The sequence below is a fragment of the Halomonas sp. SpR8 genome (genome assembly GCF_031010195.1).
Taxonomy (GTDB): Bacteria; Pseudomonadota; Gammaproteobacteria; order Pseudomonadales; family Halomonadaceae; genus Vreelandella.
This window is the reverse complement of sequence record NZ_JAUAMC010000008.1, coordinates 198,647-211,765: the sequence shown is the minus strand read 5'-3', so window position 1 is coordinate 211,765 and position 13,119 is coordinate 198,647. Positions and strand designations below refer to the sequence as shown.

The window sequence follows — 13,119 nt, the reverse complement described above, 5'->3', positions numbered from 1 at the left end:
GCCATATGTATATTTACAATACGCTGACGCGTCGCAAAGAACCTTTCACCCCATTAGTAGCGGGCAAAGTGAGCATGTATGTCTGCGGCATGACGGTGTATGACTACTGCCACCTGGGGCATGCTCGCGTTATGGTTGCTTTTGACGTGATCACCCGCTACCTGCGTGAGCGCGGCTACGACGTTAACTACGTGCGCAATATTACCGATATCGACGACAAGATCCTCAAGCGCGCCGACGAGAATGGCGAAAGTATCTCAGCGCTGACTGAGCGCATGATTGCTGCCATGCATGAGGATGAAGCGCGACTCAACGTTTTGCCGCCCAGCCATGAGCCTCGCGCTACCGGCCATATCGACGATATTGTGGCCATGATTGAAACGCTGATTGAAAAAGACTTCGCCTACGCCGCAGATAATGGCGATGTCTACTATCGGGTACGCAAATTTGCCGATTACGGGAAACTTAATAACCGTCAGCTTGATGATATGCGCGCAGGCAGCCGGGTTGATGTAGACATTCATAAAGAAGACCCGCTCGATTTTGTGCTTTGGAAAGCTGCTAAGCCGGGAGAGGAGCACTGGGTGTCACCCTGGGGCAATGGCAGGCCTGGTTGGCATATCGAGTGCTCGGCCATGTCGACCTGCTGCTTGGGTGATACCTTCGATATTCATGGCGGCGGGCCGGATTTAACCTTTCCCCACCATGAAAACGAGATCGCTCAATCAGAGGCCGCGACGGGTAAAACCTACGTCAACACCTGGATGCACGCCGGTGCCGTGCGCGTGAACCAAGAGAAGATGTCCAAATCCTTGGGTAACTTCTTCACCATTCGCGATGTGTTGGCCGAGCACGATCCAGAAGTGGTGCGTTTTCTGCTGGTGGCCAGCCATTACCGTAGCCCGATTAACTACTCGGTCGATTCGCTTAACGAGGCGCGTAAATCGCTAACGCGTTTGTATACCGCGCTGGAAGGGGTTGAACCGGACGATGGAGGCAGCGGCACTTCGGCATACCGGGAGCGCTTCATCCAGGTAATGGATGATGATTTCAATACTCCGGAAGGGCTGGCAGTGCTGTTTGAATTAGCCCGCGAGCTCAACCGGTCTAAGCAGGAGCAGCCAGACGAAGCTGCCAAGCTGGCGGGGGAGTTAAAACAGCTGGGGGATATTTTGGGGCTTCTTCAGCAAGCGCCGCAAACGTTCTTAAAAGGCACCCAGCAGCAAGGCATGCCGCTTAGCGAGAACGAGATCGAAGCGAAAATCGCCCAGCGCATTGAAGCCAAGGCAAGTAAAAACTTTGCTCAGGCGGATGCGATTCGCGATGAACTCGCAGCTCTGGGGATTATTCTGAAGGACTCCCGGGAGGGCACGTCTTGGGTATTTGAGGCGCCTTAAGTCTTACCCTTGACCACGTTGGTGGCTTTGGCGCTAACTTAAACGCAGGGGGCTTTTATAGCAAACACGCTGAAGGCTTTTTATAGTAAACACGCTGAAGGCTCTTATACTCATTAAGAGCCTCAGTCAAAAAAGCTCACTTCAAAAGGAATTCAAAGATGCGCTTTTCAGCTAATTCTCTCATTGCTAAGACCTTTATTGCTGCCTGTGGTGCCGTATCCCTAGCAGCATTTTCTCAGGTCAGCGCCAACGAGCCCGTGGTAGTGTCATCCAAAATCGACACGGAAGGTTCAGTGTTGGGTGAACTGATCATTCAAACCCTGGAACGCCACGATATTTCGACGGAAAACCGTTTACAGCTGGGCGGCACTAGCGTGGTTCGCTCGGCGATAGAAGCGGGCGAGATTGATCTATATCCCGAGTACACGGGTAATGGCGCGTTCTTTTTTGATATGACCGACAGCTCAGTATGGAACAATGCTGATGAGGCCTACAAAACCGTGCGCGAGCGTGATGCAGAACAAGGTTTAGTATGGCTACAGCCCGCCAGTGCTAATAACACCTGGGCAATGAGTATTCGGGAAGACGTTGCTGAAGAGCACGGTTTAGTGAGTCTCGAAGACCTTGCTACCTACTTGGATAACGGCGGCGAGTTTAAGTTTGCGGCAAGCGCTGAGTTTGTCGAGTCTGCTCAAGCACTGCCCGCGTTCCAAGAAGCTTATGGCTTTGAGCTTAGCGATGATCAACTGCTGGTGCTTTCGGGGGGGAATACCGCCGCCACCATGCGGGCTGCCGCTCAGCAGACCAGCGGCGTTAATGGTGCCATGACCTATGGCACCGACGGTGGCTTAAGCGCGCTTGGCCTGGTCGTACTAGAAGACACTAAGGGCGTGCAGCCTGTTTATCAGCCTGCGCCTGTGGTGCGTGAGAGCATTCTGAAAACATACCCTGACATTGAAAGCCTGCTCAACGATGTTTTTACGAGCCTCGATTTAGTCACTCTACAAGAGCTCAATGCGGATGTTGCCGTCAACGGTTTATCGCCGGCTCAAGTGGCTAGCGACTATCTCGACTCGCTTGATAACTAATGTTCGATGAGTGGAATAACTAGTTGATGTCGCTACTGGATGCAATGCCCACTCCACGGATACGCTGGAAGGGACGGCACCCTAACGTTGTGCTTGTTAGCCTTAGCCTTATCATGCTGGTCGCGTTTTGGGCATTTGACGTGGTTAGCATGGCCCCTAACCGGATAGTCTCGGGAACGGGGTATGGAGCACTGGAGGCCTTTGGCTGGCCTGGTACATTGCTGGCCACGCTGTTGCTCGTCACTATTGGTGTTGTAGCCTGGCAGCCGAGTCACCGCCACTACCGAGCGTTGATAGTCGCAGTGGTGCTATTAATGGTACTTATGCCGGTGGGGTTAATTGCCAGCAGTTATTTGCTGATTGACCCTGAACTGCCCCAGGCGCGCTTAGGTTTGGGCGCGGCGTATTGGGTCGTACTGTTTGTCCTGCTGCTTTGCTTAATTGAAATCCGCTTACGCTTAAACCTAACGCGATTCTGGCCAACGCTTTTGCTCTGCGGTGTCGCGCTGGTGTGGTGGTTATGCGCTGCGTTATGGCTAGATAGTCTCGCGTTAGTGCAGGAGTACAACGCACGTAATCAGCTATTTCTAACTGCTATCGGCCAACATCTTAGGCTGGTAGGCATCGCTGTTAGTAGCAGTGTGGTGTTGGGCTTGCTGCTGGCGATGCTAATGCGCCGCTACGCACGGCTGCAGAAGGGGGCATTTGCAGTACTCAACTTTCTACAAACGATTCCTAGCCTGGCACTATTTGGCCTGCTATTGGCGCCACTTGCCTGGCTGGCTAGCAACGTACCGTTTTTGGCGCAACTGGGTGTTAGCGGTATCGGAACCACACCTGCGCTCATTGCGCTGATTGCCTACAGCCTGCTTCCCATGGTGCGTAATACCTATACCGCGTTAGAAGAAGTTAGCCCTGATACGTTGGAAGCCGCCAAAGGAATGGGAATGCGTGCTGGCCAGCGGTTTTGGCAAGTACGGCTCCCGCTGGCGCTACCGGTGCTGCTGGAAGGCGTGCGAATTACCACTGTTCAGGCCATTGGGCTGACGGCGGTAGCCGCGCTAATTGGCGCAGGTGGGCTGGGGACGTTTATTTTTCAAGGCTTAGGTCAAGCCGCTATGGACATGGTTTTGCTCGGTGCGCTGCCTATTTTAGCGCTGGCTCTGGTGGTGGATGCAAGTTTAGGCGCCCTAGCCGAAGCGCTGCGCCCCGGAGGAGCACAATGATTGAGCTTACCCGCGTATCCAAGCGGTTTGGTGACGAAACCGCTGTGAATGATATTTCACTACGTGTGCCGAAAGGCGAATTTTGTGCATTGGTCGGCACTTCAGGCTGCGGTAAATCAACCACGCTACGTATGATCAATCGTCTCATTGAGCATAGCGAGGGTGATATCACTCTCGACGGGCAGTCAATTGGGGCGTATGACCCGGTAAGGCTGCGGCGTCGAATTGGTTATGTCATCCAACATACCGGGCTATTTCCGCACTGGAATGTAGTCCGCAATATTGGCCTCGTGCCGCGCTTGTTAAAATGGTCTACGGCCGATGTTCAGGCGCGTGTGGAAGAACTAATGGACCTGCTCGGCTTACCGGTAGTCGAGTTCTCACATAAATATCCTCACCAGCTTTCAGGGGGGCAGGCCCAGCGAGTAGGCGTTGCGCGTGCCTTGGCGGCAGACCCGGATATTTTGCTGATGGACGAACCCTTTGGCGCACTCGACCCTATTACGCGTGAGAAGCTGCAGGAGGAACTGGCCAAGCTACAGGCGCGGCTCCATAAAACCGTGGTGTTTGTGACCCACGATATGGATGAAGCCCTTAAGCTAGCGGATCATCTCGTTGTCATGCGTGAAGGCCGAATCATCCAGCAAGGATCACCGTTGGCGCTACTACAGCACCCCAGTGATCCCTTTGTTGAGTCAATGCTGGGTGGCCTTGAGCGCGGCCTGAAGCAGGCCGCTCTAACGCGTGTTAAAGACCACATGACCTCCATGGGACCAACCTTGCCCGCACAGTCACGCATCCCGGTGAATTTTTCGCTGCGTCAAGCGCTCTCCATGATGCTGCGTGATCATACTGACCGGCTCACCGTCGTCGACCAACACGATGTACCGATCGGCGACCTGTCGCTGCGTAGGGTTATTAAAGAGGCTCAGTTGGACAAAGGAAGCATACGTGAGTAACGCGCTAGGCGCTGTGCAGGCACGTAAACAGGCACCTCAATGGCGTTGGCCATTAGTGTGGGTGATGCTGCTTGTGGTTAGCGTGGTAGGGATGCCCGCTGCCGAGCCGTTGTTTCACTGGATAGAACCCGATGCCCGGCAGGTGGTTTACGACCGCGCTGATTTTTATGTGCTGCTAGGTCGCCACTTGTTAGTAGTGGGGATTGCCGCGATCGTGACGATTGTGGTTGGCGTGTTAGCTGGCATTGCCGTGACTCGCCAACGCGGCAGTGATTTTCTACCGCTGGTCGGTCAATTAGCATCGCTAGGGCAAACCTTCCCTCCGGTGGCCGTGCTGGCATTGGCGGTACCCGTACTGGGGTTCGGCACTTTGCCGATTATCGTTGCGCTGATGCTTTATGGGCTGCTGCCTATTGTGCGCAACACCCTTGCCGGTCTGCAGGGCGTCGAGGGCGATATTAAAACGGCGGCTCATGCTATGGGTATGACGCCGACGCAAATCCTACGCCAAGTCGAACTGCCGTTGGCAGCACCGGTAATTTTGGCGGGCATTCGCACCTCGGTCACGATCAATATCGCTACGGCTGCCCTTGGGGCAACCGTGGGCGCCAGTAATCTGGGTGATCCAATTATTGCCGGCATTGTGAACGGCAATATGGCCTATGTGCTGCAGGGCGCATTGACTATTGCGTTGCTAGCGCTAGCGGTCGATAGCCTATTTGAACTGCTGCAACGCAAGCTACACTCGCGCCTGTCTGCCCCTTGAATCCTCTCTGTGTTAATTTCTCTGCGCCTTAAGTAGCATCCCTAAAATGCGTGTGCTGCGTTACTGTCCTAAGTGTTGTGGTAGCTCAAGATGTTGTGTTGGCCAATGGCAGATAAATCCACTGGCAAAAACGGCCAATACCAACAACACTGCCCTCAAAAGGGGTAAAACAAGGATAATAGTGATGACACAGTACGTACACCAGCCGGATTTTATGACCGGCGACGAATTTTCGATTGCTACCTTTAGTCTGCTCAACCCAGAAGGCGAACTGTATAGCGGCGCTGTTGAGCCTGAGCTCGAGCGCGATCACGCCCGGCGTATCTACCAAGCAATGCTGGCGACGCGGATTCTGGATGAGCGGATGATGGCCGCCCAGCGCCAGGGGCGGTTGAGTTTTTATATGCAGTGTACCGGCGAAGAGGCCGCCGTAGTGGGCGCCACCGCCGCGCTTAATGACGCCGATATGATAATGGCGCAGTACCGCGAGCAGGGTGCTCTGATGTATCGCGGTTTCTCGATCGACGAGTTTATGAATCAGCTGTTCGGCAACGAGCTGGACTACGGTAAAGGTCGCCAAATGCCGATTCATTACGGCTCGCGCAAGCTGCATTACATGACGATTTCATCCCCCTTAGCCACTCAAATTCCTCAGGCGACGGGCTACGCTTATGGCCAAAAACTCGCCGGGAATGGCCACTGCACGCTAACCTTCTTTGGTGAAGGGGCAGCGTCGGAAGGTGATTTCCACGCCGCGCTGAATATGGCCTCAGTGCATCAGGTGCCGGTAATTTTCTTCTGCCGTAACAACGGTTATGCCATTTCCACGCCTGCCGTCGAGCAGTTTGCGGCCGATGGCATTGCCCCGCGCGCCTTTGGCTACCATATGCACGTGATTCGGGTAGACGGCAACGACGTGCTGGCGGTCTATGAAGCGACCCGTCAGGCACGCAAGATTGCCGTTGAGCAAAATCAGCCAGTATTGATTGAAGCCATGAGCTACCGTCTAGCCGCGCACTCGTCTTCTGATGATCCTTCCGGCTATCGCTCAAAAGACGAAGAAGAAATTTGGCGCGCTAAAGATCCCCTGCTGCGTCTGCAAAAGTGGCTGTTGAAAAAACAGTGGTGGAGTGAGGAAGAAGAGGCTTCTCAGCAGGAAAGCCTGCGCCGTGAAGTGCTGGAAACCATGAAGCGAGCAGAGAAGCGTTCACCCCCGCCGTTAGAGAGCTTGATAAGCGATGTATACGCGGATATAACCCCAGCGCTGCAGCGCCAATTCGATCAGTTAAAACGCCATATTCGCCGCTATCCTGAGGCTTACCCACGTGGAGCAAAGTCGTTGGACTTAGACGTTGGCACAGAGACTGATTCGCAGGGAGAGGCGTAACATGGCCACTATGAACATGCTCCAGGCGATTAATAACGCCCTGGATATCGCCATGGCAGAGGATGAAAAAGTTATCTGCTTTGGCGAAGACGTGGGTGTTTTTGGCGGCGTATTTCGTGCCACTAGCCACCTGCAAGAGAAGTACGGCAAGGCGCGCTGCTTTAACACCCCTTTGGTCGAGCAGGGCATTATCGGCTTTGCCAACGGCTTGGCGGCACAAGGGTCGGTGCCCGTCGCTGAAATTCAATTTGCCGACTATATCTTCCCGGCATTTGACCAAATCGTTAACGAAACTGCCAAGTTTCGCTATCGCTCGGGCGATCTGTTTAACGTCGGCGGGCTGACTATTCGTACCCCGTACGGTGGCGGTATTGCTGGCGGCCTTTATCACTCCCAATCCCCGGAGGCCTATTTCACCCATACGCCGGGCCTGAAAGTAGTAGTGCCGCGCAACCCTTATCAGGCTAAAGGGCTGCTGCTCGCCGCTATTCGCGACCCAGACCCAGTGCTGTTTCTAGAGCCTAAACGCCTCTATCGTGCCGCGGTAGGCGAGGTGCCCGAAGAGGATTATCAGTTACCCATTGGCGAAGCTGAAATCACCAAAGAGGGTACGGATATTACCGTGGTGGGCTGGGGCGCGCAGATGGAAGTGATCGGCAAAGCGGTTGAGTTAGCCGAAGAGCAGGGCATTGCCTGTGAAGTCATTGATCTACGCTCGCTGCTACCCTGGGATGCTGACACGGTGGCTGAGTCGGTGCTAAAAACCGGCCGGCTCGTAGTGAGTCATGAAGCGCCATTAACCGGCGGCTTTGCCGGTGAAATTGCCGCTACCATTCAAGAGCGTTGTTTTCTCTACCTGGAATCGCCCATTGCCCGGGTGACAGGGCTGGATACGCCTTTTCCATTGGTGTTGGAAAAAGAGTACCTGCCCGATCACCTGAAGATTTTTGAAGCGATTCGCGAAAGCGTCAACTTTTAGCGCTAGGAGAACAACAATGAACGATTTTTTACTGCCGGATATTGGCGAAGGTATTGTCGAGTGCGAAGTAGTCGAATGGCGCGTCGCTGAAGGTGATCAAATTGAAGAAGACCAGCCCATCGTTGAAGTCATGACCGACAAGGCGCTGGTGGAGATTACCGCACCCGAAGCCGGTGTCGTAACCAAACTGTATGTGGCCCAGGGGCAAATTGCCAAAGTGCATGCGCCGCTGTATGCCTATCAGGTGGATGAAGATAGCGAGACTGAGAGCAAGTTAGAAGCTGCACAACCGGCCACCAACGAAAAGCCTAAAGAACAGACGTCAGAAGCATCGATAGCGTCTGATTCTCTCGCTGTCGGCGTTGCTGTTGGCCGCTTATATGACAAGGTCCCCGCTAGCCCTGCCGTGCGACGCATTGTGCGCGAACATGCGCTGCAATTGACGGATATCTCCGGCAGTGGCAAAGACGGCCGGGTGCTAAAAGAAGACGTGCTGGCGCATCTGGATCAAGCTTCGCAAATATCCGCCTCAGCTCAAACAACCGTTAAAAGCCAAGCCGACACGCAAGCCCCCAGGGTGGAGCCACTGCGCGGCGTGCGGGCGGTGATGGCGAAACGTATGGTGGAAGCGGCCAGCACTATTCCTCACTTCCAGTATGGCGAAGAGATCGACGTTACTGCACTGCTGGCTTTGCGTGAGCGTTTAAAGCCACTGGCAGAGGCTGAGGGTGAGCGGCTAACGCTTATGCCATTTTTTATGAAAGCCATGGCGTTAGCGGTAGCGGAAGAGCCCATCGTTAATGCCCAGCTAAATGCGGCGGGCAATGAGCTGCACTATTACTCCCAGTGCAATATTGGTATGGCAGTGGATAGTAAAACGGGTCTGATGGTGCCCAATGTTAAAAACGTTGAGCGCTTAACACTGCTAGAGATTGCCCGAGAGGTGGGGCGGCTAACTACGTCGGCACGGGAAGGGCGAGTTGATCAGGCGGATCTTAAAGGCGGCACCATCAGCATTTCTAATATTGGCGCGCTGGGCGGCACCTACGCGGCGCCGATCATTAACGCCCCGGAAGCGGCCATTGTGGCGATTGGTAAAACTCAGTGGCTGCCGCGCTTTGATGAGCAGGGGGCCGTGCAGCGTCGCGCTATCATGACGATTACCTGGGCGGGCGATCACCGCTTTATCGACGGTGGGACTATCGCGCGCTTTTGTAATGCTTGGAAAGGCTTTCTAGAGGCCCCGGACAGCATGCTGCTCCATTTGGCATAGCCCTCAGAAAGGCCTTTGAAAAAGCCGTTGGAAACTAGATGATGTCTCAGGCGCCGCTCCAGCAGTTTTATATACCCGAAGAGCAGTCGGTCTACCTGCTGAGTCATCACGATGCCCGTAAGCTTAAAGACTGGGTGGCGCTGTGCCAGGCACAGCTCACCCAGTTGGGCTATCAAGGCATCGAATTAATCGGAAAGGGGGCTTACGGCTTTGTATTTGCAGGCAGCGCGCCTCATCAGGGCACGACCGCCCACTACGTGTTTAAGTTTTCGCGTATTACGTTACCCGTCCATTTGCAGGAGCGCCTCGAAGAAGAGGCGTTTATGCTCGACCAGGTTTCGCATCCGCGAATTCCTGGTTTAATTGCCTACCAGCGCTCTCGGGGACAATCCATTCTGGTGATGGAGCGCGCCCCCGGCTGGAATTTAGAGCAGGTATCGCTTAAACAGGGTCGTCTATCACCGCGCTTGATTATGCGTATCGCGGAGCAGTTGGCTGATATATTGATCGCGCTACGCCGTGAGTCAGGCCCCCTGTCGCGGCCAGTGGTGCACGGCGATATTAAACCCTCCAATTTAGTCTTTGACCCTAAGCACGAGTCCATTGCATTAATCGATTGGGGCTCTTCGGTATTTGCACAGCTCGATGCCCAACTGCAGTTTGTCGGTGCCAATGTAATGGAGCTGATGTCGAACAACCTGCAGCAAACTAACGCCCGCTTGGGCGATGTCTACTTTATCGGCGAAGAGCAGTTAAACGGCGCGCTGTCATCCCCGCGTTTTGACGAGCAGGGCGTGGCGGGCACGCTGTATGCGCTGGCATCGGCGCAGTCCTGTCGTTTTGGCCATCGGGCTATTCCCGCCAGCTCGCTGGGTTTACCCATGGAGTTTGCCCGCACCCTGGATGGCATGCTTGATCCAGACCCCCAGGTGCGGCGCACCGCCGGCGACTACTTTCTGCACGCGATGCCCAAAATGGCCAGAGTGGTGATGATTGATCTACCGAGCGGCGTGCAATTGCCGCTAGTGCCGGTATGGGGCCGCCCAGCTCTGCAGGAAATCGATACCGTGGTGTATAGCTCACGCAAGGCGTTTCTACGTGAGGCGAATGCCCAAGAAACCCTTAATGATGTCAACGATGTCCAGTTAGACCGCTACTACAAGCAGTTTATGCAGGGCATGGGCGAAACAGAAAAAGCCTTCCTGGCATCGGTCAGCCGATTGGGCAAGTATCCAGTGGTGGGGGGCTTGGCGGTACGCTGGGAGCGGGAAGGGGTGTATATCGACTCGTCGCTAAACCTGCATGACCCGGCGCTCAAGCCCGCCTTTATCGAAGCGGTTAATAATATGGTGCATCTGGCGCGGGCGATTCACCGTAAGGGCGTGTTTAAAAGTTGCCTGTTCAACGCTCGCCAAACACTGCATTTGGAGCGCGCTTCTGTTGAGGAGGCATTTATCAGCGAACCCAGCATGGCCATCGGCTACGAGCTGAGCGCCGTGCCGGAGCTTGAAGACCGCACCCGTCAGCATAGCTATTTTGAAGATGGACCCGACCCGGAAGAGTTACTCATCCTTCCAGAGGCCATTATGCGGGCACTCAAGCAGCTAAACGATATCCATCACACCGGTATGATCATTTTCGAGGCGCTGCCTCAGCACCTCAAAATACACAGCTACTACCGACTGCTGGATCCCGCTCGAGAGGGCGAGTTCCGCACGCTGCTGGCGCGCATTCTCGCCTCGGTAGATCAAATAGAGGGCCTGGGCGTCTCGGGTTACATGAAAATGCCCTATAAAGACACCCGCTACTTTACACACTTGGAAAACCAGCCAGAGCGTTATTACCCCCGTGACCCGCGGGAGTATATTAAACGCGCTGCGAGCCGAGATGTTACCTAACAGCGCGGTACCGAGGTCGGGGCGCTAGCTCCTGCCGGATGTGTTCCGCTACCTCTTTCAAGCGCGGGCCAAGGTTATTGACCAGCCGATCATGATCCAAACGCAGGCTGGAACCGCCGCAGTTAATGGCCATGACCTCGGCTCCATCTTCCAAAATCAGTGGCATGGCGACTGCGCTAATATCGCGCTGCCAGTCCTGCTCTGAAAGACAAAAACCATACTGGGCATAGTCTTTAAGACTTTGCTGAATGCCTGCCTCGTACTGCGGCCAATCGTCACCATATTCGGTTGCCAATTCTTGCAGCACCTGCTGGCGGCGTTCGCCTGGTAAGCCGCATAGCCAGGCGCGACCAATGGCGGACGTGGCAATGGGTAGGCGGGAGCCGGTATCCAAGCGAATAATGAGTGGACCGTGACCGTGGCAGGTTTCCAGATAAACCATATCACTGCGGTCGGCACCGCCCAGGCTAACGTTGCAGTCGGTGGCATCGGCGAATTTCTGCAGATGCGGGCGGGCGATTTCGCGAATACCCATATTGGCGAGAAAGCGATACCCCAGCGCCAACACGCCAGGGCCAAGACGATATTTCTCTAGGTGGGTATTGTGCTGCAAATAACCCAGCTGGGTGAGGGTGTAGGTTAACCGTGACACCGTCGGGCGGGGTATGCGCGTACGGTTAGAGAGTTCGGCATTGCCTAAATACTCTTCACCTGCGCCAAACGCGCGCAGCAATTCTAAACCGCGCGCCAGCGCGGTCACAAAATTTCGATCTTTTCCAGGCAGCTGCGGGTCGTCAGCATCAGTGTCGGTGGGTTGCATTCATTATTCCAACAATAAGTGGTTTATGGTGCCCAGTATCGCATATCTACTTTGGTGCAGCTTTCATGCCCATCAACGGATTGGCGTCGGTTGTAAAATGAACTCAGCCGTCCAGACGCTCGATAATGGTGGCGATACCCTGACCGACACCGATACACATGGTGACTAATGCATAGTGGCCACCACTAGCTTCAAGTTGGCGTAGGGCCGTCAGCGCTAAGCGTGCGCCGGAGGCTCCTAAGGGGTGACCAATAGCAATCGCGCCGCCATTAACGTTTAAACGCGAGTCGTCAGCGGAAAGCCCTAACTGCTGAACGCAGCCAAGCACCTGCACGGCAAACGCCTCGTTAATTTCGAACACATCCATTTGCTCAAGCGTAAGACCTGCGCGCGCCAGTGCCTTTTGCGAGGCGGGCACCGGGCCTAAGCCCATCACGCGCGGAGCCACACCGGCAACAGCGCTGGCGACAATACGCGCACGCGGCGTTAAGCCGACACGCTCACCGGCAGCCTTAGTTCCGACAATGAGGGCAGCGGCGCCATCGTTAAGACCTGAGGCGTTGCCTGCGGTCACCACGCCGCCCTCAAACAGTGCGCCTAGGGTTGCAAGCTTATCTTCAGTACTTTGTGGGCGTGGATGCTCGTCTTTATCCACTAATAGCGGCGGCTGTTTGCGCCCTTGGGGCACCTCAACGCCAAACATCTCGCCGTCGTAGAAACCAGCGGCAAGCGATTTCGCATAGCGCGCCTGGGAGCGGGCGGCAAAGGCATCACTGGCATCACGGCCAATGTTGAGATCATGGGCAATGTTATCAGCGGTTTCCGGCATGCTGTGACTACCGTACTCCTTACCAATTCTGGGGTTGGGAAAGCGCAAGCCGATTACCGTATCGTACATCGGTTGATTACGCGCAAACGGGGAGTCCGCCTTGCCCAGAACATAGGGCGCACGGGACATAGACTCTACGCCACCGGCTAAAAACAGCTCGCCTTCGCCCAGCCGTGCTGCACGGGCGGCATCCATCATCGCTGCTAAGCCGCTGCCGCAAAGACGGTTGACGGTTTGCCCAGCGACCTCAATGGGAAGGCCAGCGAGTAGCGCCCCGTGGCGGGCCACGTTACGTGAATCCTCGCCTGCCTGGTTGGTACAGCCTGCCAGCACCTCTTCATAGCTTTCTGGCGTGAAAGGGTTGCGGGCTACCAACGTTTTGAGGGTCAGACCCAGCAGTTCATCGGGCCGAATGGCCGCCAAGCTGCCGCCGTGGCGACCAAAAGGGGTGCGGATGCCGTCGTAAATATAGGCGTCTTGCATGATGGTGCTCCTTG

At 55.1% G+C, this 13,119-nt stretch carries 11 protein-coding genes; 9 read left to right on the top strand and 2 right to left on the bottom strand.

Annotation, left to right across the window (positions count from 1 at the left end; translation table 11 throughout):
• Positions 1 to 5: 5 nt before the first annotated feature.
• The 9 genes from cysS (at position 6) to QT230_RS16515 (ending at position 10,973) form a co-directional block, all read left to right on the top strand.
• Positions 6 to 1,397, top strand: coding sequence for a cysteine--tRNA ligase (cysS, locus tag QT230_RS16555; RefSeq protein WP_308323162.1), 1,392 nt, complete (start codon positions 6 to 8; stop codon positions 1,395 to 1,397).
• Between the two features lie 158 nt (positions 1,398 to 1,555).
• Positions 1,556 to 2,485, top strand: coding sequence for an ABC transporter substrate-binding protein (locus tag QT230_RS16550; RefSeq protein ID WP_308323161.1), 930 nt, complete (start codon positions 1,556 to 1,558; stop codon positions 2,483 to 2,485).
• Between the two features lie 26 nt (positions 2,486 to 2,511).
• Positions 2,512 to 3,711, top strand: a complete 1,200-nt coding sequence (locus tag QT230_RS16545) for an ABC transporter permease (protein WP_308323160.1) — start codon at positions 2,512 to 2,514, stop codon at positions 3,709 to 3,711.
• The gene (locus tag QT230_RS16540; RefSeq protein ID WP_308323159.1) at positions 3,708 to 4,670 is read left to right on the top strand and encodes an ABC transporter ATP-binding protein; all 963 of its coding nucleotides are present in this window, start codon (positions 3,708 to 3,710) and stop codon (positions 4,668 to 4,670) included. Before QT230_RS16545 ends, QT230_RS16540 begins: the two co-directional genes overlap by 4 nt.
• A gap of 64 nt (positions 4,671 to 4,734) precedes the next feature.
• On the top strand, positions 4,735 to 5,436 hold the full coding sequence (locus tag QT230_RS16535; protein ID WP_308323239.1) for an ABC transporter permease: 702 nt from the start codon (positions 4,735 to 4,737) through the stop codon (positions 5,434 to 5,436).
• A gap of 184 nt (positions 5,437 to 5,620) precedes the next feature.
• On the top strand, positions 5,621 to 6,823 hold the full coding sequence (locus QT230_RS16530) for a thiamine pyrophosphate-dependent dehydrogenase E1 component subunit alpha (protein WP_308323158.1): 1,203 nt from the start codon (positions 5,621 to 5,623) through the stop codon (positions 6,821 to 6,823).
• Position 6,824: 1 nt separating this feature from the next.
• On the top strand, positions 6,825 to 7,802 hold the full coding sequence (locus QT230_RS16525) for a transketolase C-terminal domain-containing protein (RefSeq protein WP_308323157.1): 978 nt from the start codon (positions 6,825 to 6,827) through the stop codon (positions 7,800 to 7,802).
• Between the two features lie 16 nt (positions 7,803 to 7,818).
• The gene (locus QT230_RS16520) at positions 7,819 to 9,075 is read left to right on the top strand and encodes a 2-oxo acid dehydrogenase subunit E2 (protein ID WP_308323156.1); all 1,257 of its coding nucleotides are present in this window, start codon (positions 7,819 to 7,821) and stop codon (positions 9,073 to 9,075) included.
• A gap of 41 nt (positions 9,076 to 9,116) precedes the next feature.
• The gene (locus tag QT230_RS16515) at positions 9,117 to 10,973 is read left to right on the top strand and encodes a protein kinase (protein ID WP_308323237.1); all 1,857 of its coding nucleotides are present in this window, start codon (positions 9,117 to 9,119) and stop codon (positions 10,971 to 10,973) included.
• On the opposite strand, the gene QT230_RS16510 is transcribed toward QT230_RS16515, so the two are convergent.
• On the bottom strand, positions 10,966 to 11,793 hold the full coding sequence (locus tag QT230_RS16510) for an IclR family transcriptional regulator (RefSeq protein WP_308323154.1): 828 nt from the start codon (positions 11,791 to 11,793) through the stop codon (positions 10,966 to 10,968). The two genes, QT230_RS16515 and QT230_RS16510, sit on opposite strands and share 8 nt — an antisense overlap.
• A gap of 103 nt (positions 11,794 to 11,896) precedes the next feature.
• A complete protein-coding gene (locus QT230_RS16505; RefSeq protein ID WP_308323153.1) occupies positions 11,897 to 13,105 on the bottom strand; it encodes a 3-oxoadipyl-CoA thiolase in 1,209 nt (402 codons plus the stop codon).
• Positions 13,106 to 13,119 lie beyond the last annotated feature (14 nt).

Bases quoted from the DNA above. Each gene is read 5' to 3' on its own strand.
- QT230_RS16530 (WP_308323158.1), top strand. From the start codon at position 5,621: ATGACACAGTACGTACACCAGCCGGATTTTATGACCGGCGACGAATTT.
- cysS (WP_308323162.1), top strand. From the start codon at position 6: ATGTATATTTACAATACGCTGACGCGTCGCAAAGAACCTTTCACCCCA.
- QT230_RS16525 (WP_308323157.1), top strand. From the start codon at position 6,825: ATGGCCACTATGAACATGCTCCAGGCGATTAATAACGCCCTGGATATC.
- QT230_RS16520 (WP_308323156.1), top strand. From the start codon at position 7,819: ATGAACGATTTTTTACTGCCGGATATTGGCGAAGGTATTGTCGAGTGC.
- QT230_RS16540 (WP_308323159.1), top strand. From the start codon at position 3,708: ATGATTGAGCTTACCCGCGTATCCAAGCGGTTTGGTGACGAAACCGCT.
- QT230_RS16505 (WP_308323153.1), bottom strand. From the start codon at position 13,105: ATGCAAGACGCCTATATTTACGACGGCATCCGCACCCCTTTTGGTCGC.
- QT230_RS16535 (WP_308323239.1), top strand. From the start codon at position 4,735: ATGCTGCTTGTGGTTAGCGTGGTAGGGATGCCCGCTGCCGAGCCGTTG.
- QT230_RS16515 (WP_308323237.1), top strand. From the start codon at position 9,117: ATGTCTCAGGCGCCGCTCCAGCAGTTTTATATACCCGAAGAGCAGTCG.
- QT230_RS16510 (WP_308323154.1), bottom strand. From the start codon at position 11,793: ATGCAACCCACCGACACTGATGCTGACGACCCGCAGCTGCCTGGAAAA.
- QT230_RS16550 (WP_308323161.1), top strand. From the start codon at position 1,556: ATGCGCTTTTCAGCTAATTCTCTCATTGCTAAGACCTTTATTGCTGCC.
- QT230_RS16545 (WP_308323160.1), top strand. From the start codon at position 2,512: ATGTCGCTACTGGATGCAATGCCCACTCCACGGATACGCTGGAAGGGA.